We start from the raw sequence: 14,626 nt of genomic DNA, 5'->3' as shown, positions 1-14,626 counted from the left end.
TACACCCGAGGCGCCACCCTGGGGCACAGCGCCCTCCGAGCTGCCCTGCCAAGCCCCCCGGCAGCGGTTGAGAGGTGCACTGCTCAGCCTCACAGCAGACTTGCAGCATGCTGATTGCATTGCTTGCAGTGCTGGGAGTGAACCTGATCGTGATTGGCTTCCTGCTGCTCGGAGTACTGGCGCGCAGACGTTGGCTGCGCCGTCAGCCGAGCTCCTTCAAGGGGGCCATCCGGGTGGTCGAGGGCGAGGTGCCGGGCTTGCCCGCCAAGTGGCGGCGCGGATACGGCCGCTGGGTACGCGATGTCCTCGTCTGGGAGAAGACACCCTTCCTGTTCCGAAGCGAATTCGTTCTCGCGGACGACCTGGCGGACCCGGACCGAGCGGCCGGACCCGGCGAGGTGAAACGTCTCGGAAAGAGCGTCACCGTTGTGTCGCTGGCGGTTGAGGGCGGTGCCCGGATTGAGACTGCCGCTCCGGCGGGAGATCGCGAACGGGCACATGGTCCATTCTTCCCGCCCGAACGGGTTGCGGACCCTTCCTGAGGCCGCGACGCAGACGGCGAACTTCGAAGCGAAGCGCTGTCAGGCCGTCCGACTCCGGCCGACGGCTGGGGCGGTTGGCACGGCGCTCCTCCCATTCGGGCGCCCCCGTGCCTTGACGACCGCCAGCCACGGGGGCGATTCAGGCTTGGGGGGCAACGGTTACCTGGAAATACCAGCTTTCCGTCCAGTCGGGTCACTCCTGCGTCCGTCCTCGCGCCATCGCGCGCGGACGGGATGGTCCGGGCGGACAATGAAAAGGTCACCGTCATCGACGGCAACGACAGCGTGGCCTGTCACAGCGCAGAGGCCGGCTCAGGACGAGCTGGTCAAGCCCGGCCGCTACCCACTGATCATGATCGACGAAGTGGGCTGCATCCCGGTCGAGGCCGAGGCCGCCACCTGCTTCTTCCTGCTCATTTCGAATGGATCACGAGAGGGCCAGTGTGATCGTCATCTCGAACAAGCCCGCCGGGTACTGGGGAGAGGTCTTCGGCGACGCAGCCGTCGCCGCCGTGGTGATCGACAGGAGCGGCGAAACTCAACCGTCCAAAGCGGGTCGGTCACGGTCCAACCACCACCGACGTGATCTTCAGGAACTCACGGCATGGACCTCCCTGACCAGCGCCAGCGCTGATGATTGTGAACGTGAGGTAGGAAACCATGAGCGAGCTTGACCGCACGAAGCTTCCGATACGCAGGCCGCCGTTCCAAGGGGTGAGTAACAGAACACTCGGCGGATCGAAGCCGGACTGGAACCTCATCGGACACCCAGAGCCTCCTGAGGGGGCCCCGAACGTCCTGCTGGTACTGATCGACGATGCGGGCTTCGGTAACCCGAGCACGTTCGGCGGTCCCATCAACACCCCCCGCTTCACCCAGCTGGCCGAAGCGGGGTTGCGCTACAACCGGTTCCACGTCACCCCCCTGTGCTCTCCGACGCGTGCGGCTCTACTCACCGGGCGCAACAGCCATGCGGTCGGCTTCGGCTCGGTCGGTGAGTTCTCCAGCGGCTTCCCCGGCTACACGGCGATGGTTCCGCGTGATTGCACGCCATGGCCGAGGGTCCTGTCGGAGAACGGATACAGCACAGCGGCGTTCGGCAAATGGCATCTGACCCCCGACGGCGACCAGGGTCCGGCCGGACCGTTCGGGCGGTGGCCGAACGGGTGGGGCTTCGACTATTTCTACGGTTTCCTGGGCGGTGACGCAGGCCAGTGGGATCCCTGCCTCGCCGAGAACCAGAAGATCATCGGCGTCCCGGAAGGCTTCAACGACAGGGAGAACCCGTACTACCTGCCGGACGACATGGCCGACAGGACCATCGGGTGGCTTCACGGCGTCCGGGGGCAGAAAGCCCGCAAGCCCTTCTTCGTCTACTTCTCCACCGGGTGCAGCCACGCCCCGCACCACGTGGCCTCCGCATGGGCGGACAAGTACAAGGGCAAGTTCGACCAGGGCTGGGACCGGCTTCGCGAGGAGGTCTTCGCCCGGCAGAAGGAGCTGGGTGTGATCCCCGCGGAAGCGGAGCTGACAGCGCGTGACGACGCCTTCCCCGCGTGGGACGACGTTCCCGATCGGCTGAAGGCCTACTACGCCCGCCAGATGGAGGTCTACGCAGGCTTCTCGGAGAACGCCGACCACAACGTCGGCCGGGTCATCGACGCGATCGAAGAGCTCGGCGAGCTCGACAACACTCTGATCATCTGGATCTGGGGTGACAACGGCGCCAGCATGGAGGGCACCGTCACCGGCTCGTTCAACGAGATGACGATGCAGAACGGCATCCCGCTCACCGACGAGATGCAGGTCCAACTGGCCGAGCGCTACGGCGGCATCGAGGCCTGGGGCTCCCAGCTCATGGATCCTCACTACTCCGCGGCGTGGGCGTGGGCCGGCAACACTCCGTTCAAGTGGGGCAAGCAGGTCGGCTCGCACCTGGGCGGTACGCGCGACCCGATGGTCGTCCACTGGCCAGGACACGTCACCGACCCTGGCTCGCTGCGCTCGCAATTCACCCACGTCATCGACATCGGACCGACGATCCTGGACATCGCCAAGATCCCGGCCCCCTCGCACATCGACGGGATCGAGCAGCAGCCCTTCCACGGTGTGACCTTCGCCGACTCGCTGTCGGACGCAGCCGCGCCGGAACGCCGTACACAGCAGTACTTCGAGGCCATCGGTAACCGCGCCATATACAAGGACGGTTGGTGGCTGGCGATGAGGACCGAGCGCATCCCGTGGGTGCTCACACCCCATGAGATCAGGCCGTACGCCCCCGGCGTCTGGGATCCGGACGCAGACCCGACCGAGCTGTACTACTTGCCCGACGACTTCACCCAGGCGAGAGACCTCGCCGCGGAGCACCCCGAGAAGGTAAGGGAGTTGAAGGAGCTCTTCTGGCAGGAGGCGGAGAAGTACAAGGTTCTTCCCCTGCTCGCCACACTGTCCACGTTCTTCGGCATCCTCCCGCCTCGGCCGGATGTGGACCATTTCGAGTACCGGGGAGACGTCCAGAACGTCATGTCGGGGATGATCCCGCGGATCTACAACCACTCGTACACCATCAGCGCCGACCTGGACGTCCCGGCGGAGGGAGCCGAAGGCGTGATCGTCGCCGAAGGCGACCATTTGGGCGGGTTCACGCTCTTCGTCGAGGACGGCAAACTCACCCACACCTACTCGATGATGGGCGTGTTCATCTACCGGCAGCAGGCCGAAGTACAGTTGCCGGCGGGTGAGGTGAACGTACGCATGGAGTTCGTGGCCGATGCGCCCAAGCCCGCCACCGGCGGGCAGGTCACCCTCCTGGTCGACGGGAAGGTCGTCGGCAGCGGACGCATGGACCACACGGTCCCGGTCCGCTTCTCCGCCTATGCGGGCATGGACATGGGCCGCAACAACGGCGGGGTCGTCGACCTCGGCTACGAGGACAAGAAGCCCTTCGCCTTCACCGGCACCGTCAAGAAGGTCGTCTTCGACACCAAGCCGCACTCCTCGGCCGAGGCCGAGGACGAGCTGCACGCCGCCACCCACCACGGGCATGTGGGGAACGGACTCGCCGGGTGAAACGTGTCCGCGGCTCGAAGGAGGACCGATGAGATTCGAAGACGAAACGATCGACGTTCTGATCGGCGGATACATGTCGAAGGACGCCGCTCAGGAGGACTACGAGGCGGTTCTGGCCAGCGGCGGTTACCTGCACGGTGCGGTGGTCGTCACCAAGGACCTCGACGGCGACCTGTCGGTGGAGCAGACCGACCACCTGGTCCGCAAGGGCGCAGCGGGCCTGGGCTCCGTCGGGTTCGTGGTCGGGCTGTTCGCGCCACCGCTGCTCGCCGCGACCGCGGTCGGCGCGGCGATCGGCGCAGGGGCCGGAAAACTCCTGCATCACAAAGCCGCAGCCAAGCTGGAGGAACAGGCAGGTGCCACCATTCCTCTCGGTGGCGCGGGACTCATCGTCGCCTACCCGCGCTCGGCGGCCGGGAAGGTCGAGCCGACCGTGACCCGCGCCGTCAGGAAGGTGGTGGGCGAGGCGGAGGGGCACCACGCGAAGGCCCTGAAGGGGGCGATCGAAGACGCGCAGCAGAAGATGGCCGAAGCGGATCCCGACACTTCGGGGAGTGCGTGACGTAGTCGGCGAGCCGGGCGAGGCTTGATCGTTTGGTGACTGGACAGCTGCGCCTGTTCGGGGGCATGCGCGGCTTCCGGTCGGCGAGGACCGGTCGCGAGGTCGTGACCCCGGCGCAGGTAGTCCCGACCGCTCGCGCACTGATCGGCCGGCGCTCGGGTGCGCCCGGCGCTGCCGGGCGGTGCGGTCCTTGGACGGAACTGCCCGTGCATCAGGTACACGCAGGCGGAAGCCAGCCGCGGCCGTACTGCACCGGAGCCCCCACCCCGTCCGGAGCGACGGCCCGCAAACGCCCGGACTCCCGCAGCGACTTCGGCGCCAGCCGGCCAGGTCCGTCCGACGCGTTGAGCTGCCAAGTCGTGACGGCCCTGGACACGTGGAGTCACCAAAGGCAATGGCTTGAGATCCAGTTGGGCCGGCTGTCGGACTCAGGCCAGCTAATACTCCGGCTGTAGATCGTGATCTTCATGGTTGTTGGGCGGCTTGTCGCTGGAAGTGGCTGGTGCGCGAGCGTGCTTGGTGCAGGCGGCGCCATGCAGACCAGCGCAGGCGGTGAGCAAGGTCGCGGGCCGGCGCAAGCAGGGCTGCGAACAGTCGTCGGATCTCATTGCAGGTCAGCGGGCTGAGCTCGGGGTTCACGGTGGTCGTGGCCCGTTCGATGGCGGCGGTGACGGCGAGGAAGGCGTGCGCGAGCATGGCCAGGGTGGTCCAGCGGTGCCAGGAGACCCAGCTGCGGACCTGGTGCTCGTCCAGTCCGGCCAGGCCCTTGGCGGCTTGGACGGTCTCCTCCACCGTCCAGCGGCGTCCAGCCGCCTTGACCAGGGTGCTCAGTGGAACCGGGTGGGCCGAGTAGCAGCGGTAGAAAGCGAGTTCACCGGTGCGCCGGTTGCGCCGCACCAGCAGCCAGCGGTGACCGGGGCTGCCGGGCGGGCTGGCCATGTCAACCTGGGCCCAGTCATAGAAGCGGTGGCCCTTGGCGCCGGTGCCCGCCGAGAGCCGCTGCCAGGCCTTCTTCGGCAGGCCGTAGGCGAGTTGGCCGGCCCTGAAGACGCCCGCGCGGGTGGCGATGGGTCGCTTGCGTGAGACGGCCAGGACGTAACCGATCTGACGCCTCTCCAGCTCGGCGCTCAGGTGCGGATCGCCGCCGTAGACCTCGTCGCCGGTGACCCACGCCGCGGGGACGCCGGCATCAAGAGCTCGGGCGATCATCTCGGTGGCCAGTGCGGGCTTGGTCGCGAACGTCAGGTCGTCGGGGACGCCTGCCGCGCGGCACCGATCGGGGTCCTGGGTCCAGGAGCGCGGGATGTAGAGGCGGCGGTCGATGGCGGCGTGCCCGGCCGCACTCGCGTAGACGAGGTATACGGCGACCTGGGAGTTCTCGATCCGGCCCGCGGTTCCGGTGTACTGGCGCTGGACCCCGACGCTCGCGGTGCCCTTCTTCAGGTCCCCGGTCTCGTCAACAACCAGTACGGCGTCCTCGTCGCCGAGGTGCTCGACTACGAAGTCCCGTATGTCGTCGCGGACTTCGTCGGCATCCCAGCGGGCCCGGCTGAGAAAGTGCTGCATGCCGGCCGGACTGGCGTCACCGGCGTGCTCGGCGATCGTCCAGCAGTTCTTCCTCGGCAGGTCCGCGAGCAGCCCCAGCACGAACGCCCTCGCCCGGCGGCGCGGTTCCACCCGGGCGAACCGGCCCGCCACCTTGCCCATCAGGCCATCGAATACAGATTGCCACCGGGCAAGGTTTACGCTGTGGCCCACGGCCACCGGCTGATCTTCGTTTGTCGACACAACTCACGATGATCAACGGTGGCTGCCCTCAGAGGAGACCGACCTCACTCAGCACGATCAAGGCCAGCGTCAGACCGGCTGTCCGCTGTCAGAGGGTGGCAGCACGCAGCACGATCAGGGCGACGGAGGCCATGGTGAGGACCACCGCCGGAGACGCGCCCTTGCGGTCGCCGACGCGCAGGTGGAAGGCGACCGCCCCGGCGAAATAGAGCGTCAGGCCGATCGCGGCGGCGATTCCGATGGGTCCCCACCAGAGTCCGGCGATCGCACCGGCCGCGCCCGCGATCTGAGCGCCGATCAGGAAAGCCATCATGCTCTGCGGCACTCCGAGGGTGGACATCTGCTCGGTGATGTGCCGCGTCCGCAGAGACTTGGCCCCAGCCGATACCAGGAGAAGCGCCGACATGAACACGGTGACGACGGCAAGGGAGACGAACATGGCTGAAACCTCAATCATGCGAGATGCGAGTAAGGGGCGTGCGCACCTCGACGACGATAGGCGGCCACCAGGTACCTCCAGGTAACCTTCGGGGCATGAGCCTGCGACCCGGAATTGCCTTCCTCGCCGACTGTCCCGCTCTCCTGGCCATGGAGATCATCGCCAGCAAGTGGTCCATGGTCACGCTCTTCGCGCTGACCGACGGCCCGTTGCGCCACGGCGAGCTGGTCGAGCTGAGCGGTGGCATTTCGCGCAAGGTACTGACCCAGACGTTGCGCCGGCTCCAAGCCAACGGGCTCGTCGAGCGGCACGCGTACGCCGAGGCGCCGCCGCGCGTGGAGTACGGCCTGACCGATCTCGGGCGAACCCTGGAGAAGCCCATCAGGATGCTCACCGCATGGGCGCGGGAGAACGGCGAGGCGGTCGTCACCTTCCGGGAAGCAGCCGAGGCGGCCAGGACCATCGAGGCGGATCAGGCGACCCCGGTGAAGACCCCTCCTGTTGATGAGAACCCGAGCCGTTTCTGATCAATAGAAGAGGCTGAACCTGTAAGACCCTGCCGTCGCCGGAGGCTTGGCCATCCTCGTGATCGGGGCCCTCCTGCAAGAGGCCAACGACGACCGTCACCTCAGGGTCAAGCCCCTGGTCCTGAAGGAGCTCCCGCAACCGAACCCAGAGGGCGCTCGTACCAGTCCGCAGATACTCGGTGTACTGGACGACGATGCTCGAAGCCATGAGCTCAGCCTTCCAGTCCGCCCGGCGCAGCGGAACAGATGAGGCCACCCACGATCGACGACGGGCGGCGGCAACGACAGGTCGCTCCGCAATAGTGATCAAGAACTACAGCTGGAGTACTCATTGACAACGCCCGGGCAAGAAACCATCACGTCTCGGGCCGGTCCAGGGAGCCGAGCCTGCGGCGCCCGGGTGACTCAGGTACGTGTGCCGTCTCGCGCAGGCCAGGGGTGGCGGCGGCGACCTTCTCGTACCAGCGACCGTACCGCTCGGCGAGGGCCACGGCCGAGACGCCGTGCAGGAGGACGCTGAGGGCGACGGTGATCGCGACCACCCTGCCCAGCAGTTCCGCTCCTGGGATGTGCTCCTCCGCCACGAGCAGCGCCAGCACGACGGACGCGAGACCGCGCGGCCCGAACCACCCGATATACGCCACCGTGGGCGCCCGCAGCCCGCTCCCGACGAGAGAGAGAAGCACCGGCAGCATCCTGACGACAGTGAGGCTGAGCACCGCATACAGGACGATCTGCCAGCTCAGATTCTCCAGCGCAGGACCGAGCAGCACCGCTCCGAAGACCAGAAGGCTGATCGACGCCAGGAGTCCGCCGAGATTCTCGGCGAAGTCGGAAGTGTGATCCGGGTGCTCCTTCTCGCTGCCGGTCCGGTAGCGGCGCAGAGCGAACCCGAAGGCGAATCCGGCGACCCAGGCGGCGATGAAGCCGCTGCCGTCCGTCACGACGCCGAGTTCGTACGCCGCCGCCGCGACGGCCAGCGCATAGACTTGCCTCCACTCCCGCGTGACCCACCCCTTGGCCCGGGACCACTGCAGCAGCCGGCCGCCCAGCCCACCGGCCAGAAGGCCCAAGGCGGTGCTCAGCACCAGCGCACGCCAGAAGACTCCCGCCGCGCCCTCCTCCGCATAATGCGTGCCTGGGATGGCTGCCAGAAACAGGACGAAGAACGGCAGCACCATGCCGTCGTTCAGGCCGCTTTCCACATTCAGTCCATGCCGTACGAGCGCCGGGACCCGAGGATTGGAGATGGCGGTCTTTCCCAGGGCGGCGTCGGTGGGGGCGAGAATCGCGCCGACGAGCGCGAGCTCCCACATCGTCAGCCCTGGCAGCAAAGGCCAAGCGAGCAGCCAGCCCGCCCCGATACTCAGCGGCAGTCCGATGCCCAGCAGACGGCCCGGCAGAAAGCCCCCGGCCGTGATGTCCCGTCTGCGAACGGTCATGGCATCGGTGAACAGCACGAGGGTCAGCGTGGCTTCGAGAAGCACGGTGATCGGTTCGGCGTCGTGCTCCCAGTCGACGATGTCCAGCACGGCCGGCCCGAGGAAGATGCCGGCGCCGACGAAAACGATCGCCGACGACAGCGGCGTCGAGGACAGCCGACGCGAAACCAGTGCGTACGCGGCCGCGACACCCGCCACCGCCACAATGGTCCAGGCGCCACTGCTCATGTTCGGGCCCTTCGGATCCACCCACCGGACACTTTCGGCGGATTGTCGACTTCTGCGGCGCTGCGGCGGAACCACTGCTCCCGCAGAACACGCGGTCGCCTCCTTCTACAGGTCAGCGCGGGGCTGCCCGCCGACATCGACGAGGACACGCCGAACGGTGCCGCCCCAAGAGTGCAACGGCAGCCGTGGTCGCTCCTCCCCCACGGACCGCGGCCCGGCCCGCCCCTGCATCACTCGCCCGGCCCCGCCCCTGAACGGCGCAGGGTGGAGAAGGCGGCCGTCCTGGTGAGCGAGGTCTGATACACCTGCTTCGACGCGAACGAGCTGCAGCTGCAGTTCGCCACTGTGCTGAGTGCCGGGCAACGCAACCGCTGGGCATGGACGCGGGGGCTGGCCCGTGCGCGCGACACGCTGCAGGTCGTCGAAAAGCTGGCGCGCACGTCATCGACGGAAGGCGTCTGATCTCTCCCTATCCGCGGCTGCTGGTGCGGCTCGGCTCCAGGATCTCTGCCGGGCACCGAACGCGGCGAGCTGGGGAAGGAGAAGGGACCATCAAACCCGGGCCGGCTACGCCTTCGAACTGGAACCTCCCGGGAAGAGGACCAATAAGGACGGGCCCGGCCCCACGGACACGCAAAAACCCCGAGTGTCGCAGGCCCACTGGCCCGACTGCCGCCTCGACGGCTTCACCGCACCAGGCATCCACGATCAGCCCACGTAGTGCGAACTGTGGGTGCACCGTCGGATGAGCCCGCCTCGGGCCGTCAGCCCGACCCCGGCGGGTGGCCCTGGGTCGCGGTCGAGGCTGTGAGGGCTTCCGCCCGGGCAACGGCGGCGTCGGTGAAGTCGGCGATGGCCTTCTTGACGACTTTGCTGAGGACGGGCTTGAGCACACGCAACCTCGGCTCGACGGTCACGGAATACACCACCTCGGTGCGGGTGCGCTGGTGCTGGACCGGAGTGAAGGTCACGGTCGCGGTGAAGTGCCGCAGGGGCAGACCCGAGACCAGCTGATAGGAGTAGCGTCCAGGCCGCTCGTACACGGTGACCTGCTCCCGGACCGTCACGCCCGGCATGTGCAGCCTTCGCACGGCGCCCACGCCGTTGGGCCTGGGGTCGCCCTCCCGCTCCAGAACGGAACTCCTGATAGCGGTGACGAGGGCGGCGTACTTGCGGTGGTCGGTGAAGACGCCGAACACCGTCTCGGGTGGCGCATCTGCCGTTCTGCGGACATCGAACGTACTCATCGACGAGCCCTCTTTCCTACTCTCGCCGGCTGACGCGAGCCCCGGGCACCGATGCCTGTCGGCCGGGGTTTCCGATCAGGCCGATCCGGAAGCCCAGCCAGGGGTGGACGTTCATCGGGGTGAGGTCGGAATTGCGGCTGGGGCCGATGGTCGAGATCCATAGCCGGTCGAGATCCATAGCCGACAGGCTTTGGCGTTGTAAACGCCACCGTGCACTCGCCGCACGACCCGCAGGTGTCTTTCAGCCTATCGGATCGCTCGTGTCCGTCCACTGCACTGCGTTCCCGGCCTGGTCAAGAGTCCCCACGTAGACAGGGTGAGGTCCTGGCCCACGGTTTCCAGGCGCCGTCCGCGTGCTTTAGACGGGCACTGCGACCTCGGCCCCGTGTTGCGGTGTCACTGCAGTGACACCGCTCGTGTGCGGGCGACTCTCCTGCCTTGAGGCAGCTGGCCCAAAGTATGGGCTGGCCACCCCATACGGGCGGGCAGCTGCGGTGGGGGCGTCACCTTGTGACTTCTCCGCCCGTGACAGCTCTACGTTCACCAGGCTCCCGGTCGCCGGGCGGGTGAGCGCTGCCAGTGCGGTGACCAGGAAGAGCGCTGACCCGAGCTGGTCCGGGCCTGCTACCCCCGAGGCCGGGCCGAGGGACTGCCCATGCGGACATGAGCGCGGGGGATGGTCAGGCTCGCTCGCGTGAGGCTGATCTGGGAGACCGCGGCGTTCTTGATCGTGATCGTCCGGGAAGCTGAGTCCGATGGCGCAGCGACCGGGTTGAAGAGCCACGACGGAATGTTGCTCGGCGTGACGGTGACTCTGTCGCCGGGTGGTGCCGCCCCCTGCCCCGTAGTCGTGAACGTGCCGACCAGCATTTCCGCGTACAGGGTCACGCTGTTTCCGACAATGGTGGAAGTCGTCCCGGGAGCGGCCTGCAGATGCCAGGTCCCGATGGTCTGCCGCACCTCCAGATCGAGATCCTCCACCTCCACGGATCGGGCGGTGAATTCGAGCAGGCGCTTCGGGCCCGCCGCGCTCTCGACGGTCACCACTCCGCGGAACACGCCGCCGAGCAGCACGAGCCGGGGCGAGTTCAGCGTCCAGACGCCTTCCGCAAGGCGCAAGGACGCGTGGTGCTCCGCTGGAGTCGGTGTGGCACAGCCGACAGCTCCGATGGCGTTCGGTCGGGCGGGCGTACGGGACGGCGGAGCCCTGTGGGTTGTCGGCTCGGCGGACGTCGGGGGAGCCGACGGGCACAACGGTGTCGCCCCGGCAGACGGCCCCGGCCTCTCGGACAATGACGGGCGGGCCCCGGGGGTCGCCTGGCAAGGGGAGGAGCCAGAAGCCTTCAGGGCCGCGGCGGAGCCCCGTTGCCCGGGCAAGGGCGAAGTTGGGCTCCTCTGGCGGCCCGTACCGGGCTCAGGGGTCCCATCCCGCGCGGCTGACCGGCTCGCCCCCCGGGACTCTGGAGGGCTCACGGAGACCGGTGGGACCTGTGTGCTCGATGGGACCGGCGCGTCCTTCACCGGCGAGGGCGCACAAGGAGTTCCGTCGGCTCCGGCCGGGAGGACGTGGTGAGCGGTTGCGGGCATTCCCCTCCACTCGACGGCCATAGTCGCCAGCAGGGCCGCCGGCAGGGCCGTGAGCGCCAGGAACTGGCCGACCGGTCTCGGGACCCGGGGGAAGGGGCCCGTCTGCCTCACAGGACGCGAGACGCGGGCGAGTCGTGGGGCCGGCACGCTGTCGCGGTCGGCCTCATCCGTGTTGTCACTGCGCATTGTGCCAACCGGCCTCGAGAGTCGAGGGGAGGGCGTTCTGGCCGTCGCCATCCGAATCCTCGCTCGGCGGCGACCAGGCACAAGCCAGAGAGCCACCGACGAGACCGAGCAACGCGCCGAGGAGAAGACCTCCGAAATTGGCGAGCGGCAGGGAAACCAGCGACAGCAGGATCGCGGCGACCCCTGCGAAGACGCGTACGAGCGGACGGATCCACATGAGAAGACCCAAGGTGACGAGGAGGACCCCGATGACCAACGACCCCGCACCCGCGGTGGTCGACAGTGCCATGGTGACACCTCCCAAGGTGAGGTGCCCATAGGCGAAATACAGGATGGGCCAGCCCGCTGAGAGCGTCATCAGCCCGGCCCAGAAGGGCCTGTTGTCACGCCAGATACGGAATCCCTTGTTTGCTCCTGAGAGAGCGTCACGCCATTCGATTGACGTGGTCATCTTCGTCACGCAAATGACTTTCTACTCAAGGAATCCAACGAGGCCGATGCTCGCGGCGCGCCATATCGGGGCCCTGAATTGAAGGCACCTCAGAAGCACTGGTGGTCACCTTGTCGCAGCGATGCCTTCATATCAGGCAGGGTGATGGAACCCATAGTGGCTGCCACCCCGGTGGCTCGGACATTGGTCAACGTTGCCGAAGCTCCCTGCAACGCGATGGTGTTCGGAGCGAAGAACTTGGAGTTCTCGTCGCCCGAGTTAACTTCGCCCGTGGTCAGCGAGCCTGCCGCAACGCCGATGTCCACGTTGTTCATCGTTGCACTGGAAGACGCGAGGAGATCGGTGTCGAGGAATGCATTGGTTGCGGTGGCGGGGTTTCCATCACCGCCACCGGTGAGCCGGAGAGTGAAGGGGCCCAGCACAGGGATCGGGATGAGCACCGACTGGCACAGCCCACCGATCGTCACGCTCCTCGCTCCCGTAACGATCACTGGCACGGCCTTGCCCCGCCGCGTCACATCCACCATGCCGTACAGGCTCAGGCCCTTGGCCTGCAGTGTGTCCACGGAGAGCTTGAATCTCTCTCCGGAGATGAAGAAGGATGCTGCGAAAGCCCCCTGGGCCATGCTCAAGACCAGGGCAGCGGCGGCAACGACGCTCGGCAGCAAGACGGCGGCGAAACGCTTCCACCGGGTTCTGCGCATTCTTCTCACTCCCTCGCACCCCAGGATGTCGCTCCGCATAGGCGTCGCGATCAGGCCAGAACCGGTCGAATTTCTCCAATTCGAGCGGCATTCAGAGGCCTTCGAAGTCATTGCCGCAATGGAACATCACGTCGCGGATCAGACCTCAGAAACTCAAGCATCTGTTACGCCAGAGAGCCCGGCAAGCGGGGCGCCACCAATATGGTTGGAATCACCCGAACGGACCAGGATAAGCAGATTGTGATTCAAGGCAGAAAATCACTGGCGCCGCGATCGGCTGCGGCGGCGGTGACGGTCCGACCCGTTTGGCACGTGAGTCCGATCTCGGTATGTGAGTCCGATGACGCGCCCCCCGCCAAGGAACGCATATGATGATCGTCCCCGTGCCGCTGCCGCTCAACGGGCTCGCCATCCGGCTCTGGGCGGCGCCGACCTCGCCGCCCGGCTCATCGACGAGATCGCCGTCAGGGCGCATCCCGTCTTCGTGGGCATGGGGATGCCGATGTCGCGGGCGGGCGTGCACCCCCCCCTGGAGCTCACTGAGCTCCAGGCTCTCGGCGGCGGCCAGCTCGTCACCACGTACGCCGTCACGCCCTGACCGGCCGAACAGGCGAGACCGGCCTACTGTGGACATATGACCAGTCAAGAGCGAAGGGCTCACGGGACGGTCGCTCCGCATGCCGGGCGCGAGCAGCGGATTTGCCCGGCCTGCGGGAGCCCCGTCGACACGGTACTCAGGCGGCGCAAGTCCCTCGGAATCTTCATCCCGGTATGGACTCCAGGACCCTGCCGAAGCCCTGAGTGCTCCTCGTACGCGTCTCCGGAGGGCTAGCCTTCTCAGTCTTGAGTTCCATCCAGACTGCAGGCTGGCCTTTGGCGCGGATGGGGCGACCGAACGCCGAGTTGACGCTGTCGGACGAGGAGCGGGCCGCACAGGCGGGGTGGCACTCTCGTCGAGTGGCTGCCGCCAGATCTCAGACCATCAGTACACCGGTCCTCACCACGGGCAGGCGTCTCACGCAGGAGGCGACGAATCGCAACCTGCTGGGCTCGAAGTCACACTGGCGACTGCAACCCGACCGCGGTCGAGCCGGACCAAGATCTGGACCAGCCTGTCATGGCGTGCGCGACCGGCCAGGCCTGATGCCTTGCCAACTCGACAGCCGCGGTTCAACACCCCGCTTTATTCACTACCCACAACGTCGCGCGTCGGCCTCCGCGACAGAACGACAGAAGCATGCAGGCCCGAAGGAGAGCTCCATCTGGAAGCCTTCCACGGCAGCCGAGGGATCCCGGAACCGGATCCCTCGGCGCAACACTCCCCTGCCAGAACACACTCCCGACGCGCTCCAAGGAATCTAACTACTCGTCAGTAGAGGGCCAGCATTCGTTCGACTAAGACCTGACCACAGCCTGACCCACATGAGACTCGACCTCAAGATCAAGAAGCCACTCTAGAGGTCGTGCCGAGCTCCGATAGCCCCAAGAAAGCGGAACCCTATGGCAGCCGCTACGTCCAACTCCCAGCGTGATGACATCGGCGTAGCTCAGCGCACCCTTCCCCTGGGCTTCAACCGAGTTGGGGGAAGGTCCGGGGCAGGAATCGGAGCGCCGTCTTAGCCCTTGACCTCGCCGAAGCGGGTGCGGTTCATCCAGTCCTCGCGGGCCTGTGCGATATCCTCTTGGGACCGTCCGATCCAGTTCCAGAACCATTGGATCTCTGAGCATTTCCGCAGGTCAGAGCATCACGAGTCTCGGGAAGTCAGCATCCGTGCCTCGCTCAGCGGCACGTTTCGCCGAAACATGACCACGTAACAGGCACTCGAACGATGAGCCCAGCCGCTCGTCGTATCC

General features: G+C 66.8%; 13 protein-coding genes and 1 pseudogene. 5 read left to right on the top strand and 9 right to left on the bottom strand.

Features of this window, described 5'->3' with window-relative positions:
- The first annotated feature begins 107 nt into the window (after positions 1 to 107).
- The 3 genes from OG373_RS37785 to OG373_RS37775 all read left to right on the top strand — a co-directional run bounded on the left by OG373_RS37785 (position 108) and on the right by OG373_RS37775 (position 4,173).
- Complete coding sequence (locus tag OG373_RS37785) at positions 108 to 542, top strand: hypothetical protein (protein WP_405443309.1); 435 nt, start codon at positions 108 to 110, stop codon at positions 540 to 542.
- Positions 543 to 1,256: 714 nt separating this feature from the next.
- On the top strand, positions 1,257 to 3,611 hold the full coding sequence (locus OG373_RS37780; protein WP_405443308.1) for an arylsulfatase: 2,355 nt from the start codon (positions 1,257 to 1,259) through the stop codon (positions 3,609 to 3,611).
- Positions 3,612 to 3,639: 28 nt separating this feature from the next.
- Positions 3,640 to 4,173: a DUF1269 domain-containing protein gene (locus tag OG373_RS37775; protein WP_405443307.1), complete on the top strand. Its 534-nt coding sequence runs from the start codon at positions 3,640 to 3,642 to the stop codon at positions 4,171 to 4,173.
- Between the two features lie 465 nt (positions 4,174 to 4,638).
- On the opposite strand, the gene OG373_RS37770 is transcribed toward OG373_RS37775, so the two are convergent.
- Together OG373_RS37770 and OG373_RS37765 are read right to left on the bottom strand one after the other, a co-directional pair.
- Entirely contained in the window at positions 4,639 to 5,880 is a 1,242-nt protein-coding gene (locus OG373_RS37770; protein ID WP_405443306.1) for an IS701 family transposase, read from the bottom strand.
- Positions 5,881 to 6,049: 169 nt separating this feature from the next.
- Positions 6,050 to 6,400: a DoxX family protein gene (locus OG373_RS37765; protein WP_123082018.1), complete on the bottom strand. Its 351-nt coding sequence runs from the start codon at positions 6,398 to 6,400 to the stop codon at positions 6,050 to 6,052.
- Between the two features lie 95 nt (positions 6,401 to 6,495).
- On the opposite strand from OG373_RS37765, the gene OG373_RS37760 reads away from it, so the two are divergent.
- On the top strand, positions 6,496 to 6,927 hold the full coding sequence (locus OG373_RS37760; protein WP_266607114.1) for a helix-turn-helix domain-containing protein: 432 nt from the start codon (positions 6,496 to 6,498) through the stop codon (positions 6,925 to 6,927).
- 356 nt (positions 6,928 to 7,283) lie between these two features.
- On the opposite strand, the gene OG373_RS37755 is transcribed toward OG373_RS37760, so the two are convergent.
- The 6 genes from OG373_RS37755 to OG373_RS37730 all read right to left on the bottom strand — a co-directional run bounded on the left by OG373_RS37755 (position 7,284) and on the right by OG373_RS37730 (position 12,772).
- Entirely contained in the window at positions 7,284 to 8,597 is a 1,314-nt protein-coding gene (locus OG373_RS37755) for a cation:proton antiporter (RefSeq protein WP_405443304.1), read from the bottom strand.
- Between the two features lie 764 nt (positions 8,598 to 9,361).
- On the bottom strand, positions 9,362 to 9,844 hold the full coding sequence (locus tag OG373_RS37750; protein ID WP_405443303.1) for an SRPBCC family protein: 483 nt from the start codon (positions 9,842 to 9,844) through the stop codon (positions 9,362 to 9,364).
- A 16-nt stretch (positions 9,845 to 9,860) separates the two neighbouring features.
- Positions 9,861 to 10,022 carry a hypothetical protein gene (locus tag OG373_RS37745; protein WP_405443301.1) on the bottom strand — a complete coding sequence of 54 codons (162 nt, stop codon included), beginning with the start codon at positions 10,020 to 10,022 and terminating at the stop codon, positions 9,861 to 9,863.
- 446 nt (positions 10,023 to 10,468) lie between these two features.
- Entirely contained in the window at positions 10,469 to 10,963 is a 495-nt protein-coding gene (locus OG373_RS37740; RefSeq protein ID WP_405443299.1) for a hypothetical protein, read from the bottom strand.
- Positions 10,964 to 11,606: 643 nt separating this feature from the next.
- A complete protein-coding gene (locus tag OG373_RS37735) occupies positions 11,607 to 12,068 on the bottom strand; it encodes a DUF6114 domain-containing protein (protein WP_405444343.1) in 462 nt (153 codons plus the stop codon).
- Positions 12,069 to 12,157: 89 nt separating this feature from the next.
- Positions 12,158 to 12,772, bottom strand: coding sequence for a DUF6230 family protein (locus OG373_RS37730; protein WP_405443297.1), 615 nt, complete (start codon positions 12,770 to 12,772; stop codon positions 12,158 to 12,160).
- 340 nt (positions 12,773 to 13,112) lie between these two features.
- On the opposite strand from OG373_RS37730, the gene OG373_RS37725 reads away from it, so the two are divergent.
- Positions 13,113 to 13,370: a hypothetical protein gene (locus tag OG373_RS37725; RefSeq protein ID WP_405443296.1), complete on the top strand. Its 258-nt coding sequence runs from the start codon at positions 13,113 to 13,115 to the stop codon at positions 13,368 to 13,370.
- Positions 13,371 to 14,319: 949 nt separating this feature from the next.
- On the opposite strand, the pseudogene OG373_RS37720 reads toward OG373_RS37725, so the two are convergent.
- A pseudogene (locus OG373_RS37720) lies at positions 14,320 to 14,493 on the bottom strand (pirin family protein); the annotation flags it as partial.
- Positions 14,494 to 14,626 lie beyond the last annotated feature (133 nt).

Origin of the sequence: Streptomyces avidinii (genome assembly GCF_045161815.1) — a bacterium.
Lineage (GTDB): Bacteria > Actinomycetota > Actinomycetes > Streptomycetales > Streptomycetaceae > Streptomyces > Streptomyces avidinii.
Note: the sequence above shows the minus strand (reverse complement) of the source record. Positions and strands in the feature narration are given on the sequence as shown.

What these genes read in the sequence shown, in the direction of transcription:
- OG373_RS37725 (WP_405443296.1), top strand. Translation starts at nt 13,113, where the DNA reads ATGACGCGCCCCCCGCCAAGGAACGCATATGATGATCGTCCCCGTGCC.
- OG373_RS37755 (WP_405443304.1), bottom strand. Translation starts at nt 8,597, where the DNA reads ATGAGCAGTGGCGCCTGGACCATTGTGGCGGTGGCGGGTGTCGCGGCC.
- OG373_RS37760 (WP_266607114.1), top strand. Translation starts at nt 6,496, where the DNA reads ATGAGCCTGCGACCCGGAATTGCCTTCCTCGCCGACTGTCCCGCTCTC.
- OG373_RS37750 (WP_405443303.1), bottom strand. Translation starts at nt 9,844, where the DNA reads ATGAGTACGTTCGATGTCCGCAGAACGGCAGATGCGCCACCCGAGACG.
- OG373_RS37765 (WP_123082018.1), bottom strand. Translation starts at nt 6,400, where the DNA reads ATGTTCGTCTCCCTTGCCGTCGTCACCGTGTTCATGTCGGCGCTTCTC.
- OG373_RS37785 (WP_405443309.1), top strand. Translation starts at nt 108, where the DNA reads ATGCTGATTGCATTGCTTGCAGTGCTGGGAGTGAACCTGATCGTGATT.
- OG373_RS37775 (WP_405443307.1), top strand. Translation starts at nt 3,640, where the DNA reads ATGAGATTCGAAGACGAAACGATCGACGTTCTGATCGGCGGATACATG.
- OG373_RS37745 (WP_405443301.1), bottom strand. Translation starts at nt 10,022, where the DNA reads ATGGATCTCGACCGGCTATGGATCTCGACCATCGGCCCCAGCCGCAAT.
- OG373_RS37730 (WP_405443297.1), bottom strand. Translation starts at nt 12,772, where the DNA reads ATGCGCAGAACCCGGTGGAAGCGTTTCGCCGCCGTCTTGCTGCCGAGC.
- OG373_RS37735 (WP_405444343.1), bottom strand. Translation starts at nt 12,068, where the DNA reads ATGACCACGTCAATCGAATGGCGTGACGCTCTCTCAGGAGCAAACAAG.
- OG373_RS37770 (WP_405443306.1), bottom strand. Translation starts at nt 5,880, where the DNA reads ATGGGCAAGGTGGCGGGCCGGTTCGCCCGGGTGGAACCGCGCCGCCGG.